This window comes from Salinispora pacifica DSM 45544, assembly GCF_000378845.1.
Classification (GTDB): domain Bacteria; phylum Actinomycetota; class Actinomycetes; order Mycobacteriales; family Micromonosporaceae; genus Micromonospora; species Micromonospora pacifica.
In genome coordinates this window covers 382,899-399,587 of the sequence record NZ_KB905359.1, presented here as the reverse complement: position 1 = coordinate 399,587, position 16,689 = coordinate 382,899, and the positions used below count along the sequence as shown (strand labels likewise).

At 68.5% G+C, this 16,689-nt stretch carries 15 protein-coding genes; 6 read left to right on the top strand and 9 right to left on the bottom strand.

The annotated features are described in order from the left end of the window. The 3 genes from SALPAC3_RS26500 to SALPAC3_RS0101730 form a co-directional block, all read left to right on the top strand. On the top strand, positions 1-887 hold an 887-nt coding region (locus tag SALPAC3_RS26500; RefSeq protein WP_018219544.1), incomplete at its 5' end, for a peptide ABC transporter substrate-binding protein. A gap of 370 nt (positions 888-1,257) precedes the next feature. After that, positions 1,258-2,889 (top strand): peptide ABC transporter substrate-binding protein, encoded by a 1,632-nt coding sequence (locus SALPAC3_RS0101735; protein ID WP_018219543.1) that lies wholly within the window; start codon positions 1,258-1,260, stop codon positions 2,887-2,889. A gap of 140 nt (positions 2,890-3,029) precedes the next feature. Next, a complete protein-coding gene (locus SALPAC3_RS0101730; protein ID WP_018219542.1) occupies positions 3,030-4,010 on the top strand; it encodes a DUF817 domain-containing protein in 981 nt (326 codons plus the stop codon). Here the strand turns inward: SALPAC3_RS0101730 and glpK are convergent, their stop codons facing one another. Next, positions 4,011-5,528 carry a glycerol kinase GlpK gene (gene glpK / locus SALPAC3_RS0101725; RefSeq protein ID WP_018219541.1) on the bottom strand — a complete coding sequence of 506 codons (1,518 nt, stop codon included), beginning with the start codon at positions 5,526-5,528 and terminating at the stop codon, positions 4,011-4,013. Between the two features lie 268 nt (positions 5,529-5,796). Between glpK and SALPAC3_RS0101715 the strand changes: the two genes are divergently transcribed. Beyond that, entirely contained in the window at positions 5,797-7,014 is a 1,218-nt protein-coding gene (locus tag SALPAC3_RS0101715; RefSeq protein ID WP_026185144.1) for a D-alanyl-D-alanine carboxypeptidase family protein, read from the top strand. 3 nt (positions 7,015-7,017) lie between these two features. Here SALPAC3_RS0101715 and SALPAC3_RS0101710 read toward each other — a convergent pair whose 3' ends face one another. From SALPAC3_RS0101710 to SALPAC3_RS0101700, 3 genes are all read right to left on the bottom strand, one after another. Next, a complete protein-coding gene (locus SALPAC3_RS0101710; RefSeq protein WP_018219539.1) occupies positions 7,018-7,740 on the bottom strand; it encodes a GAP family protein in 723 nt (240 codons plus the stop codon). Positions 7,741-7,895: 155 nt separating this feature from the next. Further along, on the bottom strand, positions 7,896-8,495 hold the full coding sequence (locus tag SALPAC3_RS28535; protein WP_232430439.1) for a hypothetical protein: 600 nt from the start codon (positions 8,493-8,495) through the stop codon (positions 7,896-7,898). Between the two features lie 128 nt (positions 8,496-8,623). Then, positions 8,624-9,244 (bottom strand): L-threonylcarbamoyladenylate synthase, encoded by a 621-nt coding sequence (locus tag SALPAC3_RS0101700; protein ID WP_018810621.1) that lies wholly within the window; start codon positions 9,242-9,244, stop codon positions 8,624-8,626. A gap of 72 nt (positions 9,245-9,316) precedes the next feature. Here SALPAC3_RS0101700 and SALPAC3_RS0101695 point away from each other — a divergent pair, with 72 nt between their 5' ends. After that, entirely contained in the window at positions 9,317-10,087 is a 771-nt protein-coding gene (locus SALPAC3_RS0101695) for an FkbM family methyltransferase (RefSeq protein ID WP_018219536.1), read from the top strand. A 62-nt stretch (positions 10,088-10,149) separates the two neighbouring features. Here SALPAC3_RS0101695 and SALPAC3_RS0101690 read toward each other — a convergent pair whose 3' ends face one another. Continuing rightward, positions 10,150-11,502 carry a nicotinate phosphoribosyltransferase gene (locus SALPAC3_RS0101690; protein ID WP_018219535.1) on the bottom strand — a complete coding sequence of 451 codons (1,353 nt, stop codon included), beginning with the start codon at positions 11,500-11,502 and terminating at the stop codon, positions 10,150-10,152. A 129-nt stretch (positions 11,503-11,631) separates the two neighbouring features. Further along, a complete protein-coding gene (gene pdxY / locus SALPAC3_RS0101685) occupies positions 11,632-12,483 on the bottom strand; it encodes a pyridoxal kinase PdxY (RefSeq protein ID WP_018219534.1) in 852 nt (283 codons plus the stop codon). A 120-nt stretch (positions 12,484-12,603) separates the two neighbouring features. Between pdxY and SALPAC3_RS0101680 the strand changes: the two genes are divergently transcribed. Continuing rightward, positions 12,604-12,939 carry a hypothetical protein gene (locus SALPAC3_RS0101680; RefSeq protein WP_018219533.1) on the top strand — a complete coding sequence of 112 codons (336 nt, stop codon included), beginning with the start codon at positions 12,604-12,606 and terminating at the stop codon, positions 12,937-12,939. Positions 12,940-13,019: 80 nt separating this feature from the next. Here SALPAC3_RS0101680 and htpG read toward each other — a convergent pair whose 3' ends face one another. The 3 genes from htpG to SALPAC3_RS0101665 all read right to left on the bottom strand — a co-directional run bounded on the left by htpG (position 13,020) and on the right by SALPAC3_RS0101665 (position 16,666). Next, positions 13,020-14,930, bottom strand: coding sequence for a molecular chaperone HtpG (gene htpG / locus SALPAC3_RS0101675; protein WP_018219532.1), 1,911 nt, complete (start codon positions 14,928-14,930; stop codon positions 13,020-13,022). A 130-nt stretch (positions 14,931-15,060) separates the two neighbouring features. Next, entirely contained in the window at positions 15,061-16,320 is a 1,260-nt protein-coding gene (locus SALPAC3_RS0101670; protein ID WP_026185142.1) for a D-alanyl-D-alanine carboxypeptidase family protein, read from the bottom strand. 85 nt (positions 16,321-16,405) lie between these two features. Then, complete coding sequence (locus SALPAC3_RS0101665) at positions 16,406-16,666, bottom strand: hypothetical protein (RefSeq protein WP_018215655.1); 261 nt, start codon at positions 16,664-16,666, stop codon at positions 16,406-16,408. Positions 16,667-16,689: the final 23 nt, after the last annotated feature.

The following is a 16,689-nucleotide window of genomic DNA, read 5'->3' as shown; positions in this document are numbered from 1 at the left end:
GAGCCGACGAGATCTACTACCGGATCTTCGCCGACATCAACGCCGCCTACTCCGCCTTCCAGGCCGGCGAGCTGGACGTGATGTACGCGATCCCGCCGGAGCGCTTCAACGATGCCAAGGCCAGCTACGGCGACCGGCTGTATGAGCAGGAGGGCGACAGCTTTAACTACGTCGGCCTACCGCTGTACCTAGACAGCTTCCAGGACAAACGGATCCGCCAGGCGTTCTCAATGGCGATCGACCGGCAGTCCATCGTCGACGCCGTCTTCGACGGCCGGTACACCCCCGCCACCGGCTTCGTCGCACCGATCTTCGACGGTGCCCGCGAGGGTGTCTGCACCTACTGCAAGCAGGACGTCGAGATGGCCAAGAAGCTGCTCGAAGAGGCCGGCGGCTGGCCGGAGGGCAAGAAGCTGACCCTGTGGGCCAACGCGGGTGCCGGCCACGACGCCTGGCTGCAGGCCGTCGGCAACCAGATCAAGTCCGCGCTGGGCATCGACTACGAGCTGAAGGTCAACCTGCAGTTCTCCGAGTACCTGGAGAAGGCGGACAACCGGGAGTTCACCGGCCCGTTCCGGCTCGGCTGGGGCCCGGACTACCCATTCATGGAGACCTACCTGACCCCGGTCTTCGGCACCGACGCCGACAGCAACGCCAGCACCTTCAGCAACGCCGATTTCGACAACCTGATGAAGCAGGGTGACTCCGCCCCGAGCATGGGCGAGGCCATCCCCTACTACCAGCAGGCCGAGGACATCCTGGCCGAGGAACTGCCGGTCATCCCGATGTTCTGGCGAAAGGTCGCGGCGCTCTACAGCGCGAACGTCGACACCTTTGTCTGGAACCAGGTGTCCGGCGCCGCCTACGGTGAGATCACGCTGAAGTAGCAAGCACTGAGCTTCGGCGAGCTGCTCCAACCAGTGGGAAGGGTGGGCGGCAGCCACGGATCGGCCCGGACACCCTCCGGCCGAGGCCCAACGGCAGCCGCCCCACCCCGACCACTGCGCCGCCCCAGGATCACGCCACGGGGTTCGGGACGAACCCGATCAAGGTGGCCGTCGGCGCATCGAATCCGCAGCCCCCCGGCCTGTCCGACCCTCTGCCCGCGACCGGTCGAACCGCTTCCGAGCTGATGTACACATCGTCCCGGCCGGGTATCGGGTTGATAACACGCCTTCTCGCCATCGCGTGTGTGGTGTCACAGTGACAGGCACCTCACACCCCCTCGTGAGCCGAGCGCCCTGAGGAGGCACTCCCATGCGTGGGAAATTCCTGAAGGTGGCGGTCGTAGCGACCGCCGCCGCTATGTTGGCCACCGCCTGTGGCAACAGCAACGACGAGTCAGAGGAGGCGTCCGACAAGTCCGGCGGCACACTGCGGGTCTACGCCGCGGAGCCGAAGTACCTGCTGCCGTCCGCCGCCAGTGACGAGCCGGCGATCTACGTGATCCGTCAGCTCTACCGCGGTCTGGTCAGGTACAACGCCGAGAGCGGTGATCCAGAGATGGATCTGGCCGAGTCGATCGACTCGGACGACCAGAAGCTCTGGACGATCAAGCTGAAGGACGGCTACACCTTCGACAACGGTGAGCCGGTCAACGCCGACGCCTTCATCCGCGCGTGGAACTTCGCCGCCTACGCGCCGAACGCCCAGGGCAACGGCTACTTCATGAAGCGGATCGCCGGCATCGACGAGGTCCTGCCCAAGGACCCGGACGGTGACGGCCCGAAGGAGGCCCCGGAGCCGACGGCCGAGACGCTGTCCGGCCTGAACAAGGTCGACGACCTGACCTTCACCGTCGAGCTCAAGGAACCGTTCAGCGGCTTCCCGACCGTTGTCGGGTATTCGGGATTCTTCCCGATGGCACAAGCCTGCATTGACGACACGGATGCCTGTAACGAGACCCCGATCGGCAACGGCCCCTACAAGATCGACGGTAGCTGGAACCACGAGGTCGAGATCAACCTGGTCCGCAGCGACACCTGGAAGGGTGAGCCGGGCGGAGCCGACGAGATCTACTACCGGATCTTCGCCGACATCAACGCCGCCTACTCCGCCTTCCAGGCCGGCGAACTGGACGTGATGTACTCGATCCCGCCGGAGCGCTTCAAGGAGGCCAAGGGGACCTACGGCGACCGGCTGTACGAGCAGGAGGGCGACAGCTTCAACTACGTCGGCCTGCCGCTGTACGACGACGCCTTCGAGGATAAGCGGATCCGCCAGGCGTTCTCAATGGCGATCGACCGGCAGTCCATCATCGACGCCGTCTTCGACGGCCGGTACACCCCCGCCACCGGCTTCGTCGCACCGATCTTCGACGGTGCCCGCGAGGGTGTCTGCACCTACTGCAAGCAGGACGTCGAGGCGGCCAAGAAGCTGCTCGAAGAGGCCGGCGGCTGGCCGGAGGGCAAGAAGCTGACCCTGTGGGCCAACGCGGGCGCCGGCCACGAGGCGTGGCTGCAGGCCGTCGGCGACCAGATCAAGTCCGCGCTGGGCGTCGACTACGAGCTGAAGGTCAACCTGCAGTTCGCCGAGTACCTGGAGAAGGCGGACAACCGGGAGTTCACCGGCCCGTTCCGGCTCGGCTGGGGCCCGGACTACCCGTTCATGGAGACCTACCTGACCCCGGTCTTCGGCACCGACGCCGACAGCAACGCCAGCACCTTCAGCAACGCCGATTTCGACAACCTGATGAAGCAGGGTGACTCCGCCCCGAGCATTGGCGAGGCCATCCCCTTCTACCAGCAGGCCGAGGACATCCTGGCCGAGGAACTGCCGGTCATCCCGATGTTCTGGCGTAAGGAGGCGGCGCTCTACAGCGAGAACGTCGACACCTTCGTCTGGAACCAGGTGTCCGGCGCCGCCTACGGTGAGATCACGCTGAAGTAGCAAGCAGCTTCGGTAGACTGCTCCAACCAGTGGGTCGGGGTGGGCGGCAGCCGTCCGCCCCGACCCAGTCAGGTGACAACAGCGAGGCGGCCCTGGTCGGTGATTTTCACCGACCAGGGCCGTAGCGGTAGCGATTGCGGATGACCCCACCCCCTTCCGGCGACGATCCGACATTCACCGGTCCCGAGCGTGCCCTGGACCGTCGGGTACACGCATGGCTCGAGCATGCTCCGCGTACCGGCTGGAGAGCCTGGGCGGTTGAACTCGCCGCCTTCACCGCCAAGCAGGCGTGGGCCTGCGTGTTCGGCGCCGCGATGCTTACCGTGGTTGTCGCGGCCCGACTGTGGTGGCCCGACGACGTCGCGCTGGCGCGCAACGACGCGCTGACGCTCGCGGCGCTCGCGATCCAGGTCGTCATGGTCACCACGCGGCTGGAAACACTGCGGGAACTCCGGGTGGTGGTCCTGTTCCACCTCGCGGGTACCACCATGGAGATATTCAAGACCGAGGTCGGCTCGTGGGCCTACGCCGACGATGGCGTCCTCCGGCTCGGGCAGGTGCCACTCTTCTCCGGCTTCATGTACGCCGCGGTCGGCTCCTACCTGGTGCGCGTGTATCGCCTGTTCGACCTACGCTTCGACCGCTATCCACGGCAGTGGCTGACTGCCGTGGCGGCGGCGGCGATCTACGTCAACTTCTTCACCCACCACTACCTCGCTGACCTGCGCTGGCTGATCACGGCCGGGGTGGTCGTGGTCTTCGGCCGGTGCGTCATGCACTTCCGGATCTTCCGGCGCCGCCTGCGGATGCCGGTGCTCTGCGCGTTCGGGCTCGTCGCGGTCTTCATCTGGCTCGCCGAGAACATCTCCACCTGGTCGCACGCGTGGACCTACCCCAACCAGGCCGAGGGCTGGCATCCGGTGTCCGCGAGCAAACTTGGGTCGTGGTTCCTCCTAATGATCATCTCGGTGGTGTTGGTGGCGTGGGTGTATCCGCCACGACCCGTCTCCGGTCTGCCCGGCGCCGTGGGGGAACGGGGAGAGTGGGAGGCGGGAGTACCCGGCCACCCGAGCTCCCGCCCCGCCGCTCCGGAGCCGCCCAACACGATCAAACTGGGCTGATCAGTCGAGTTCAACCCAGTCGAACGTACGCCGCACCGCCCGCTTCCAGCGGTCATACCCGGCCTCGCGCTGCTCCGACGACCAGGTGGGCTGCCAGCGCCGGCTCTCGTCCCAGTTCTCGCGCAGTTCGTCGGTACTGCGCCAGAAGCCAACCGCCAGGCCCGCCGCGTAGGCGGCGCCGAGCGCGGTGGTCTCGGCGACCGTCGGGCGACTCACCGGGACACCGAGGATGTCGGCCTGCAGCTGCATGCACAGGTCATTCTCCGTGACGCCCCCGTCAACCTTGAGACGCCCCAGCGCTACCCCGGAGTCCTTCGCCATGGCCTCGGCGACGTCTCGGCTCTGGTAGCAAATCGACTCGAGGGTGGCGCGGGCGATGTGGGCATCGGTGTTGAACCGGGAGAGGCCGACGATCACGCCGCGGGCGTCGGAGCGCCAGTACGGGGCGAAGAGGCCGGAGAACGCGGGCACGAAGTACACGCCACCGTTGTCGTCCACCTGGCGGGCCAGGGTCTCACTCTGCGCCGCCGAGTTAATAATCTTCAACTGGTCGCGCAACCACTGCACGGCAGACCCGGTCACGGCGATCGAGCCCTCCAGCGCGTACACCGGCGGCTGGTCGCTGAACTGGTAGCAGACCGTGGTGAGCAGGCCGGCCTGGGAGCGGACCAGCTCCGTACCGGTGTTGAGCAGCATGAAGTTGCCCGTACCGTAGGTGTTCTTGGCCTCACCCGGGGCGAAACAGACCTGGCCGACGGTGGCTGCCTGCTGGTCGCCGAGATCCCCGGTGAGCGGGACCTCGCCGGTGAACGGGCCGTGGGCGGCGGTGACACCGTAGGAATCCGGATCAGACGACGGTCGGATCCGCGGCAACATCGCCCGTGGAATGCCGAAGAAGGACAACAGTTCGTCGTCCCAGTCCAGCGTCGTCAGGTTCATCAGCATGGTGCGACTGGCGTTGGTCGGATCGGTTACGTGCACGCCGCCCGCGGTACCGCCGGTCAGATTCCACAGCAGCCAGGTGTCGGTGTTGCCGAAGATGGCCTCCCCGCGCTCGGCCGCCTCCCGTGCCCCGTCCACATTCTCCAGGATCCACTGAATCTTGCCGCCGGAGAAGTATGTCGCCGGCGGCAGGCCGGCCTTACGCCGGATCACCTCACCCCTACCCGAACGTTCCAAGGCGGAGGCGATCCGGTCGGTCCGGGTGTCCTGCCACACAATGGCGTTGTGGTAGGGCCGACCGGTCCGGCGGTTCCACACCACGGTGGTCTCCCGCTGGTTGGTGATCCCGAGGGCGGCGAGGTCGGTGACGGTGAAGCGGTGCTCGTAGAGCACGGTCTGGATGACCGTCTGGGTGCGCTCCCAGATCTCCACCGGGTTGTGTTCCACCCAGCCGGGCCGCGGCAGGATCTGCTGGTGTTCGAGCTGGTGGCGACCCAGTTCGTTACCAGCGTGGTCAAAAATCATGAAACGGGTGCTGGTGGTGCCCTGGTCCACGGCGGCAACGAGATCGGCCATTCGGGGGCTCTCCTTCGCAGATCGTCCGGTTGGGTCGATCAGACGTGAAGCGGCTGGGGTATCGCAAATCGGACGACAAATCGGACAGGAAACAGGTCTGGTTCCGGTGAAAATGATGCATAGGCGCTGCCGGAGTGGAGGAACGGCACGCCCGACATGAATGCCGAACAGGCAGGTGCCCCGGCGCACATCGCGCTCCCCGGCGTCGATACGCCGTGCTTCTCCCAACCGCCGCGGGGCCGGCCGCGCCCCCACTACCGTGCCTCATGTGACTATCCGTCGAATCTTCGTGCCAGCCGTCGTCGTGGCGGTAGGCGCCATCGCCGTATCGCCCGCCGCACCGGCCACGGCCCGAAACCGGACAGCCAACACCGGAGCACAGCCGTGCCCCACTGTGGACGTGTCGACCCGTCCGGCCGGCACACCCTCGCCGCCTCCGGTCGGCCCGGCCGAAGCGGCCGTCGGCGGTGCCGCGCTGGCCACCGCCGGGCTGGCCGTGCCGGCCGGAACCCCGACAGCTCCGGCGGTCACCGCGACCTCCTGGATCGTCGCCGACCTCGGTAGCGGCCAGGTTCTGGGGGGCTGCGGCCCACACGAGCACCGCACCCCCGCAAGTGTGCAGAAGCTCCTGCTCGCCGCGGCCCTGCTGCCCCGGCTCGACCCGACGACGGTCGTCGAGGTAACCCGCGACGACCTGCACGACCTTGACCCGGCGAGCTCGCTGATGGGGGTGGTCGCGGGCGGCCGGTACACGGTTGAGGAGCTGTGGCTGGGGCTGCTCCTGCAGTCCGGTAATGATGCGGCCAACGTACTGGCCCGACTCGGTGGTGGTGGCGCCGGCCGACCGGGTGGGGTGAAGGTGATGAACGAGGAGGCGGCGCGGCTCCGGGCCAACCAGACCCACGCGGTGACACCGTCCGGTCTGGATGGCACCGACCAGTACACCAGCGCCTACGACCTGGCGCTGATCGCGCGGGCCGCTTTCGAACGCGAGGACTTCCGCAGGTACATCGCCACCCGTACGGCGAACCTGCCGTCCGCGCCGGGCCGCTCCGCGCTCACCCTCACCGGCGACAACACCCTGCTGGGCAGCTATCCGGGGATGGTCGGCGGTAAGACGGGCTTCACCGACCTGGCCCGGCAGACCTACGTCGGCGTGGCCGAACGCGACGGCCGTACGCTCGCGGTGACCCTGCTCGGTGCGGAGAACGCGCCGCTGGGCAGCCTGGGTGAGGCGACGGCGTTGCTGAACTGGGGTTTCGCTCTCGCCCCCGACGAGACGGTCGGCCACCTGGTCCCCCCGGATCAGGCGAAGAAGGACGAGAACAAGGACAAGCTGGTCGCCGCTGTCGGCGACGAGGGCGGAACTGGTGCAGGACCCGGGGCGCTGGTGTCGGTCGTGATCGGCAGCGTGGCTGCCCTGGGGACCGTCCTGGTTGGCGTCTTCGCTGGATGGCGGCGGGCCAGTCGGCGCATGGCCGACTGACGCTCAGGTCACCCTCGACAGCGCCGCAAAGAGCTCCAGGTGGTTGGCGGCGTCGCGCGCGAGAAGAAAGCCGATGATGCCCACGATCCAGCCCGTGGTCTCGGCCGCGTTTCGGACCATCCACCGGTTGACCGCCGCAAGCACCGGCTGCACCAGCCCGGCCGCGACCAGGCGTGCCGCCAGCAACACGAGTGCGGGCAGCACCATGACGACGCAGTAGCCGGCGAGCACGGCGACGCTCGCGGGTAGCGTCAGCGCGGACGCGCCGAGCAGCCCGATAGCCGCCAGGTAGGGAAGCATCGTGGTGGCTTCCAACGTCACGGCAGCCATGGCCAGCCCAACCAAAGCCGAGGTGGATTCGCGCCCGGACATGGCCCGCTCGCGCCAGCGCAGCAGGCGGCCCGGCTGGGGGGCACCCGACCCGCGCTTCCGGCCGATGACCAGGCCGAGACCGAGCAGTCCGATCCCCACCACGAGTTGCGCCACCCGGAACGGCGTAGTTTCCAGCACGGGACGCACCTCTTCGAGCAGGGCCGCCGCACCGACGAGCAACACCACGCCGAGCACGAGATAGCAGGCGGCGACCGTGGCGAGGAATACCAGCAGCCGGCTCGGACGCAGTCGACCCGGCGCCAGCATCATCCAGATCGGGATGAGCAGCGTTCCGAAGCTGGTGCTGTCGATCAGAGCCAGGACGACGAGCGATCCGATCAGGGCCAGATCCACGGTGCGCTCCCCCTCCGAGTCACGGGTGCGATGTTTGGACGACGTGGCAACAGGGCTATTCCTGGCCCACGCCCCTGGGCACGGCCCGGTTCTATCGACCCCACCCATGTCGCACCACCGCAGGAGGAGCAAGATCGACGGCAAATCTTACTAAGTCAGTTCATCAGCTTGTCCGCCTCAAGCCAGGTGAACTCGATCAACCGACCGTTACAGGTGAAAAGGACTCCTACTCGGGTTAGATCCGCGTCCACGTGCTCTCCCATGAGCAGGACCGACAGCTCCCCCACCTCGGGATGCGTGGCAGGGATGAAAAAATTAGACCCCTGGAACGCCGATCCGCCACGCGGGTGGTCCTCCATCACTGGAATATCCACATAGTGACGTGCCGCCCTTTCCGCCAACCCTGATGACCCGAGGGAATAGCCATCACCTTGATGCGCCATCACCTGTAGGAAGCCAGAGTGAGTCACATAGACAATGAAGTCACAGTCGGTGGCCGGCCATCGAGTCCGCTGCTCGTCGGTCCATTCGGCGACCACCAGCAGCTTTTCTCCTGGCGGAAGCCCCCCGGACGGGTCCGAGCGCAGCTCAGCCCACGCCTGCTGCGCCTGGTCGGCGTTCAGCACACGAGCTGAGTAGGAACCCTCTATTCGAACGTCAATGCTGGACCAAGCACCCGCCCATCCAGCCACCGAGACGACGGAGGCGACAACCAACGTGGCGATCACTATTGTCCAGCGGCGGTAGGTACGCATGACGGAAATTTGCTCCCTGAAGTTCCCGGGGCTCGCTGGTGGGACCCTACCCGGATCTACGCAGGCAGACGACCTCGGCGAACAGCTGACCGGTCGAGCGAATCATGGCCACCGATACAGCAACCCAGTTACTCGAAGCGAGATGGGTCCCCCGCGCCACGACGTAGCACCTCTGGCTCATCGCCCGACAGGTCAACCACGGTCGTCGGCTCCTTGCCGCAGTCGCCGGCGTCCACCACGCCGTCGAGCACGTGGTCCAGCCGTTCCTTGATCTCCCACCCCTGGGTCAGCGGCTCCTCCTCCCCGGGCAGGATCAGGGTGCTGGAGACCAACGGCTCATCGAGCTCGGCCAGCAATGCCTGGGCGACGGCGTGATCGGGCACCCGCACTCCGACGGTGCGCTTCCGCGGATGCAGCATCCGGCGCGGCACCTCGCGGGTAGCCGGCAGAATGAAGGTGTAGCTACCTGGGATACAGGACTTGACCAACCGGAACACCGCGTTGCTGATCTGCACGAACTGCCCCAGCTGCGCGAAATCCCGACAGACCAACGTGAAGTGGTGCCGCTCGTCGAGCCGGCGAATGTCCCGGATCCGGTCCAGCCCGTGCCGATCGCCCAGCTGGCAGCCGAACGCGAAGCAGGAGTCCGTGGGGTAGGCGATCAGGCCACCGTTCCGGAGCAGCCCGACGACCTGCCGCAGGGTCCGGGGCTGCGGGTTGTCCGGGTGCACGTCGTAGTACCTCGCCATGGGCCGAGCCTAGTAGCCCGCAAGTGTGCCGCCGAGGTAGCCCGGCTCCGGCCCGGCGTCTAGGGTCCGGTCGTGCCCGTCAACCTCGAGGTGGTCGATGCTCTCCGCGCCGACCCCGCCACCAGCTCCCTGCGCCCCTCACTCGACCTCTCGTACGGTGACCCCGGTCGAACCACCGCCATGGACCGCTTCCACACCCAGTTCGTCCGCCCCGACGACCTCGTCTTCGACATCGGGGCCCACGTGGGCGACCGCACCGCCAGCTTCCGCCGGCTCGGTGCCCGGGTGATCGCCGTCGAGCCGCAACCACTCTGCGTCCGAAGCATCCGAGCCCTCTACGACGACGATGATCAGGTGACGGTGGTGGAGGCGGCGTGCGGCACGGCGACCGGCCTCCTGGAGCTCTACATCAATTCGGCCAACCCCACCGTCTCGACCGTGTCGCCGCACTTCGTCCAGGCCGCCGACGGCGCCGAGAACTGGCAGGGGCAGGTCTGGGACGCACGGCTGGCCGTCCCGGCCACCACCCTCGACATCCTCATCTCCGAGCACGGCCTCCCCGCCTTCATCAAGATCGATGTTGAGGGCTTCGAGGATGCCGTCCTCGCCGGATTGAGCCACCCGCTGCCGGCGTTGTCGTTCGAGTTCACCACGGTCGCGCGGGCGGTGGCCCAACGAGCGCTCGACCGCGCCGTCGCGCTCGGCTTCACCCGCTTCAACCTGGCCCTCGGGGACGCGATGGCGCTGGCCGAGCCGGCCTGGTTGACCGCCCCCGCGCTGGGTGCGCTCCTCGACTCCCTGCCGCACTCCGCCAACTCCGGTGATGTCTACTGTCGTAGGTAGGCCACTATCGACCGGTGCTACCAGCGATGCGCCAACGGCCCGGGGCAGATTGGCGCGGGACGCTAACCCGACTGCCTGCCCGTGCGACCCGAGCGGGCCGCCGCTGCCACCCGCTCGTGCAGGCCGGCGAGCTCCGGGCTGACCGTTACGGCGGGCGGAACCGGTTTGGTCAGCCGTCGGGCTGGCTCGGGCAGCCATGCCAGGTCCGCCTCGAATCGGTCCCGCGCGGCCCGTACCGCCTCGGCCGCAGCCGCGGTGTCGAGCCGCCGTCCGGCGCGCATGACCGGCACGAGCAGCGACTCCCAGCCGGGCGGCGACGCTTCGGTGCGCAGCGCGAGGAGGTCGCCGTCGGTGCCGGTGGGGTCCCGGAAGACCTGCTTCGCGCCCGGCAGGGTGACTTTGCCCGACGACAGTTTAACCACCGGTCGGTCGCCGTAGCTGACCAGCTTGTACGCGCTGTCCAGGGACGGCGCGTCCGCGGAGACCCCCATCCGGGTGCCGACGCCGTACCCGTCGATCGGGGTGCCGGCGGCGACCAACCCCGCGATGACCTCCTCGTCCAGGCCCCCACTGGCCATGATCTTGACCTCGGTCAGGCCCGCCGTGTCGAGGATCTCGCGGGCCTGCCGGGCCAACGGGGCCAGGTCCCCGGAATCCAGCCGGATGCCCGCCGGGCCGTTCCATCCCAGCTCGGTGAGGACATCAACAGCGGCCCGTACGCCGGCGGGGGTGTCGTAGGTGTCCACCAGGAAGATCGGATCGACCGGGAAGTCGCTCGCGAAGGCGCGGAAGGCGGCCCGCTCGTCCGGGAACGCCTCCACGTACGAGTGGGCCATCGTGCCGGAGGGGCGCAGCCCGTACCGATGGGCTGCCTCCACGTGACTGGTCGCGGCGAACCCGACGATCGCGGACGCCCGGGCCACGCCGGCACCCGCCGCCAGCCCATGGGTACGGCGGAAGGAGAAGTCGACCAGTTCCGCGCCACCTGCGGCGAGCCGACACCGGGCCGCCTTGCTGGCGATCGTGGTCTGGAAGGTGATCAGGTTCAGCAGACCGGTCTCGACCAGCTGCGCCTCGGCGAGCGGTGCCGTGACCTCGAGCAGCGGCTCGTCGGCGAAGACGATCCGCCCCTCCGGCACCGCCCGCACGTCTCCGGTGAACCGGAGCGGGGCCAGCGCCGCCACGGTCGACTCGTCGAACCCCTGGACGTCCCGCAGGTACGCCAGCTCGTCGTCGGCGAACGAGAAGGTCTCCAGAAACGTCAATGCGTCGTCCAGTCCGGCGGCCACCAGGAAGCCGCGGTGGTCCGGCAACCGGCGGGAGAAGAGGCTGAAGGTGGCGGGTGCGGTCAGGTCGTGGCGCAGGTAGCTGGCGGCCATCCGAAGCTCATAGAGGTCGGTACGGAGACCGGTCATGTCGCCTCCTCCACGGGTGTCCGGACCGTCCGGCGTTGGGCGGTCCGGACACCACCAACTCTGGTCGAAGGAGGGTCGGTGGGTGCCGGGAACGGAACATGCACCGCCAACGTGTCGAGCGGCTCCGGATCAGCGCAGTCGGCGGGCGGTGAAGCCCGGCGGTGGGCTGGCGATCGACTCCTGGGCCGCGACCAGCTGAAGCTCCCGGGTACCCGCCGCCAACGTGGCCTCGAAGATCCGGAAGACGCTGGCGCTGGTGCGCTCCAGCGCGGTCGCGGGCGAGGCGGTGGTCCACAGGTGCGCGAGGTAGAGCGCGGCCGTGACGTCACCGCCACCATTCGGCGTGATCGGCAACATCGGTGTGGTCACCGCCCAGGCGCCCTCCTCCGAGACGGCCACCAGCTCCAGCTGCTCCTCCGGCAGGTCCCGGTGGAGCACGCTGGTGACCAGCACGTGCCGTGGACCGGTCGCCCGCACCTTGTCGACCGCCGCGAGTAGCTCCGCCAGCGTCTCGGTCCGACCGCCGGCAAGGTATTCCAGCTCGAACTGGTTGGGGGTGATGATGTCGGCGTTCGGCACGACCTCGTCCCGCAGGTACTCCGGGATGCCGGGACGAGCGAACATCCCCCGCCCCACGTCCCCCATCACCGGATCGCAGCAGTAGACGGCGGCGGGGTTCACGGCTTTCACCCGGCGGACCGCGTCGATGATCACCTCACCCATCGCCGGGTCGCCCTGGTATCCGGAGAGCACCGCATCGGCCTGGGCGAGCACTCCACGGTCGCCGATGCCCGCGATGACCTCGGCGACATCCGCGGGTGCCAGCAGCGGCCCACGCCACGACCCGTAGCCGGTGTGGTTGGAGAAGTGGACCGTCAGTACCGGCCACACCTCGTGCCCGAGGCGTTGCAGCGGAAAGACGGCGGCTGAGTTACCGACGTGACCGTAGGCAACCGACGACTGGATTGACAGGATTCGCACCCGACCATCATCGTGGTTGGGGCCGCGCCAGTTCCCACCACCCCCGCCCCGGCGTGCCCGTTCAGCAGGAACGGCGCGGAGTGGAGGTAGTATCGCGGCAGCTCAGAAGGGGGACTCGACATGTCCGATACTACCCACGACCGGCCCACACCCGGCGCCGGCCGTCCGGACGAGGTGAGCGATCCACTGCTGTGGGGGCTGGCCCTCGGCGTGGCGGACGCACACCAGCCGGACGCTACAGGCACCGACTGTGTGAACCTGCTCTGCGCCGGCCAGAGCTGGCCCTGCACCGCCTGGCAGTCCGCCCAACGCGCGCTCCGCATGGCCCAGACCCCACCCGGGCAACGCCCCACCGACCCGTCGGAGGGGCGGGCGGACGAGTGGAACGCGCCCCACCCCCACCCGCCGTGGTCCACCGCGCCGGAGCAGCAGCGCCGCGGCGACATCGCCGCCTGAGCGCTGGCCATCGGGCGGCGGCGCCGCCGCGCGCACCGCTACTGGGAGGGCGTCGGGAGCACCGACGCCCTCCGCGCGGCTCAGAGGGTACGAGCGAGACGCTCGGCGAGGATCCGAGTGAAGCGGGACGGGTCAGCCAGTTCGCCTCCCTCGGCGAGCAACGCCATTCCGTACAGCAGCTCGGCGGTCTCCTTCAGTGACTCCTCGGTGGCACCCTGCTCCCGAGCCTTGCGCAACCCACTGACCAGCGGGTGCGTCGGGTTCAGCTCGAGGATCCGCTTGACCTGCGGTACCTCGTGCCCCATGGCGCGGTACATCTTCTCCAGCGTCGGCGTGATGTCCTGCGCGTCACCGACCACGCAGGCCGGTGAGGTGGTCAGCCGGGCGGAGAGGCGGACCTCCCGGACCTGGTCGGCGAGGGCACTGCCCAGCCAGGAGAGCAGGTCGGCGTACTCGGTGCGCTGGCGCTCCCGTTCGGCCTCGGCCGCCGAGCGCTCCTCCTCGGTGTCCAGGTCAACCTGGCCCTTGGCGACCGAACGCAGCGTCTTGCCCTCGTACTCGCCGACCCGCTCGACCCACACCTCGTCGACCGGGTCGGTGAGCAGCAGCACCTCGAAGCCCTTGGCCCGGAACGCCTCCATGTGCGGCGAGTTCTCGATGGTGGTGCGGTTCTCGCCGGTGGCGTAGTAGATGTCGGTCTGGCCGTCCTTCATCCGCGTGACGTAACCGGCGAGGTCGGTCGGCTCGGCCGAGTCGTGGGTGGAGGCGACGGAGAGGAGTTCCAGGAGCGAGTCCCGGTTCTCCGTGTCGTCGATCAGCCCCTCCTTGACCACAGCGCCGAACTCGGTCCAGAAGGTGCGGTACTTCTCCGGTTGGTCAGCCTTGAGGTCCTTGACGGTGGCGAGGATCTTCTTGACCAGGCGGCGGCGGACCACCTGAATCTGCCGGTCCTGCTGGAGTAGCTCACGGGAGATGTTGAGCGACAGGTCGTGCGCGTCCACCACACCCTTGACGAAGCGCAGATAGCCCGGCATCAGCGCCTCGCAGTCATCCATGATGAAGACGCGCTTGACGTAGAGCTGCACGCCACGTCGCCCCTGGGGGGAGAAGAGGTCGAGCGGTGCGTGGGTGGGCAGGAAGAGCAGCGCCTCGTATTCGAACGTGCCCTCCCCCCGCATGTGCACGACCTCGAGCGGGTCGGCCCAGTCATGGCTGACGTGCTTGTAGAACTCGTGGTACTCGGCCGGTTCCACCTCGTCGCGGGACCGCGCCCAGAGCGCCTTCATCGAGTTGAGCGTCTGCACCTCGGTGGTCGGCTCGCCCCCGTCGGTGCCGGGCTGCTCAACCGCCATCCGGATCGGATGGGCGATGAAGTCGGAGTACCGCTTGACGATCTGCCGAATCGTCCACTCGGCGGCGTAGTCGTGCAGGTTGTCCTCGGAGTCGACCGGCTTGAGGTGCAGCGTGACCGCCGTTCCCTGCGGAACGTCCGTGGCTGAGGCGATCGTGTATGTGCCCTCCCCGCTCGACTCCCAGCGGGTGCCATCGGTCGCCCCCGCCTCGCGGGTCACCAGGACAACGCGGTCGGCGACCATGAACGCCGCGTAGAAGCCGACGCCGAACTGGCCGATCAGCTCCTGCGACGCCTCCGCGTCGGCTGACTCGCGCAGCTTGCGGAGCAGCTCTGCGGTGCCGGACTTGGCGATCGTGCCGATCACCTGGACGACCTCGTCCCGGGACATCCCGATCCCGTTGTCCCGCACGGTCAACGTCCGCGCGTCCGGGTCGACCTCGATCGCGATGTGCAGATCGGCGGTGTCGACGTCAAGATCTTTGTCCCGCAGCGACGCCAGGCGCAACTTGTCCAACGCGTCGGAGGCGTTCGAGACCAACTCGCGTAGGAAGACATCCTTGTTCGAGTAGATCGAGTGAACCATCAGCTGGAGCAGCTGGCGTGCCTCAGCCTGGAACTCCAACGTCTCACTACTCACGCCGTGTCCTTTCGTCCGCATATCCGGATCGTCGGCGGACAGTGACGCCCCCGACGACGTGTCGCCCGAAAGGATACGAGCACCGTCTGCGGGACGGGGGGGCGACGCCCCGACCGGCCGGTGCGCCTGATCACGCCCGACGGTGCCCCTGCCCACGACGACGCCGCCCCGGCTCACGACGGGGGTGGCGGGCCAAGCGCACGATCAGCGCCGCCAGCCCACCTATCCCGACCCCGACCCCGGCCGCGACCAGCAGCGGCCCGGGGCCGGTCAGCCCCTCCGGGAGCGAATTGTCGGCGGCGGGCCGGGCATCGGCGGCCGACGGCACGGCGGCCGGCGCGGTGGCCGACGGCACGGCGGTCAACTCCCCCGGCTCGACGAGTCGACCGACCGACGTCTCCCGCGGCAGCGCGAAGCCCCAGTCGAGCAGGGCGGCCCCCTGCTCCCAGCCACGCAACGGCCGCGCCTCGGCGCCCAGCAACGTCACCACCAGGCGCCGGCCCGCACGCTCGGCGGCGCCAACGTATGTGTGCCGGGCCAACGTGGTGAAGCCGGTCTTGCCACCCAGCGCCCCTGGGTACTGGTCGATGAGGGAGTTCCCGTTCTGGATCTGGAATCCCTTCCTGCCGAGCGCCTCCTGGTCGGGGATCTGGTGGGTTTCGGTCAACGCATACCGCTGGAAGGCCGGCTCAGCGAAGCAGGCCCGGGCGATCAGCGCGAGATCGTACGCACTCGTGAACTGGCCCGGCCCGTCCAACCCGGACGGGGTAACCGCGTGCGTCTGCCGGGCGCCCAACTCCTCAGCGAACTCGTTCATCGCGCGGACGCCCCCGGCCCGACCCTCGGCACCGCCGCCGAGGCGGGCGAGGACATTCGCCGCGTCGTTGCCGGATTGCAGCAGCAGGCCAAGCCAGAGCGTCTCCACCGGATACCGCCCGCCGACGAGCAGGCCGACCGCCGACGAGCCGGGCTCGATGTCCAGATCCTCCTTCGTCACCGTGACCACCTGCTGCGGGTCAAGGTCCGGCAGCAGGGCGGCGGTCAGCAGCAACTTCTGCACACTCGCCGGGGTGGCGTACTCGTGCGGACCGCACGCACCCAGCACCTCACCGGTGTCGAGGTCCGCGACCAGCCAGGAGCTCGCGGTCACCTCGGGCGGCTGGGCTGCACCGGCCGGGACCACCAGGCCGGAGGTGGCCAGTGCCGCCCCGCCGACCACCTGGTCCTCAGCCACCGCCGGCGGCGGGGAGGGACGGGACGGCGTCGATGCCGGCATGCTGGCCTGTGGGCACGGCACCACCGTCGGCGTGGGGGCGGCGGCGGCCGACGCGGGCACCAGGACGGGAAGTAGCAGGACGCTTGAGGCAGCGGCCAGTCGCCGATTTCTCACGTCCGGGATCCTAGCTAATAAAGATCAGCAAATCGGGCACGGGCACCATACCGCCGTCGGGAGGTAGCGCCGCCCGTGCCCGACCTCAGGCCAACGGCCGCTTGAGGTGATAGCGGTGCACCTCGGTGCTGCCCTGGACGTTGTTCACGTCCTCGGCCGCGGCGACCAGCTCCCACCCCTCACGCCCGACCCGGTTAAGGTGGGCGATCGCGGTGTCGCCGTAGCTGGTGACATCTCGGCGGGATCCGTCTGGGCCGTACCAGACGAAACTGACGTGAAAGCTGCGGCCCTGCCCTTGGTAGCGGCGGACCAGCAGTGCGTATTCCCAAGCGACCATGGACTCCATTATGGGTGTCCATCGAGGACCAC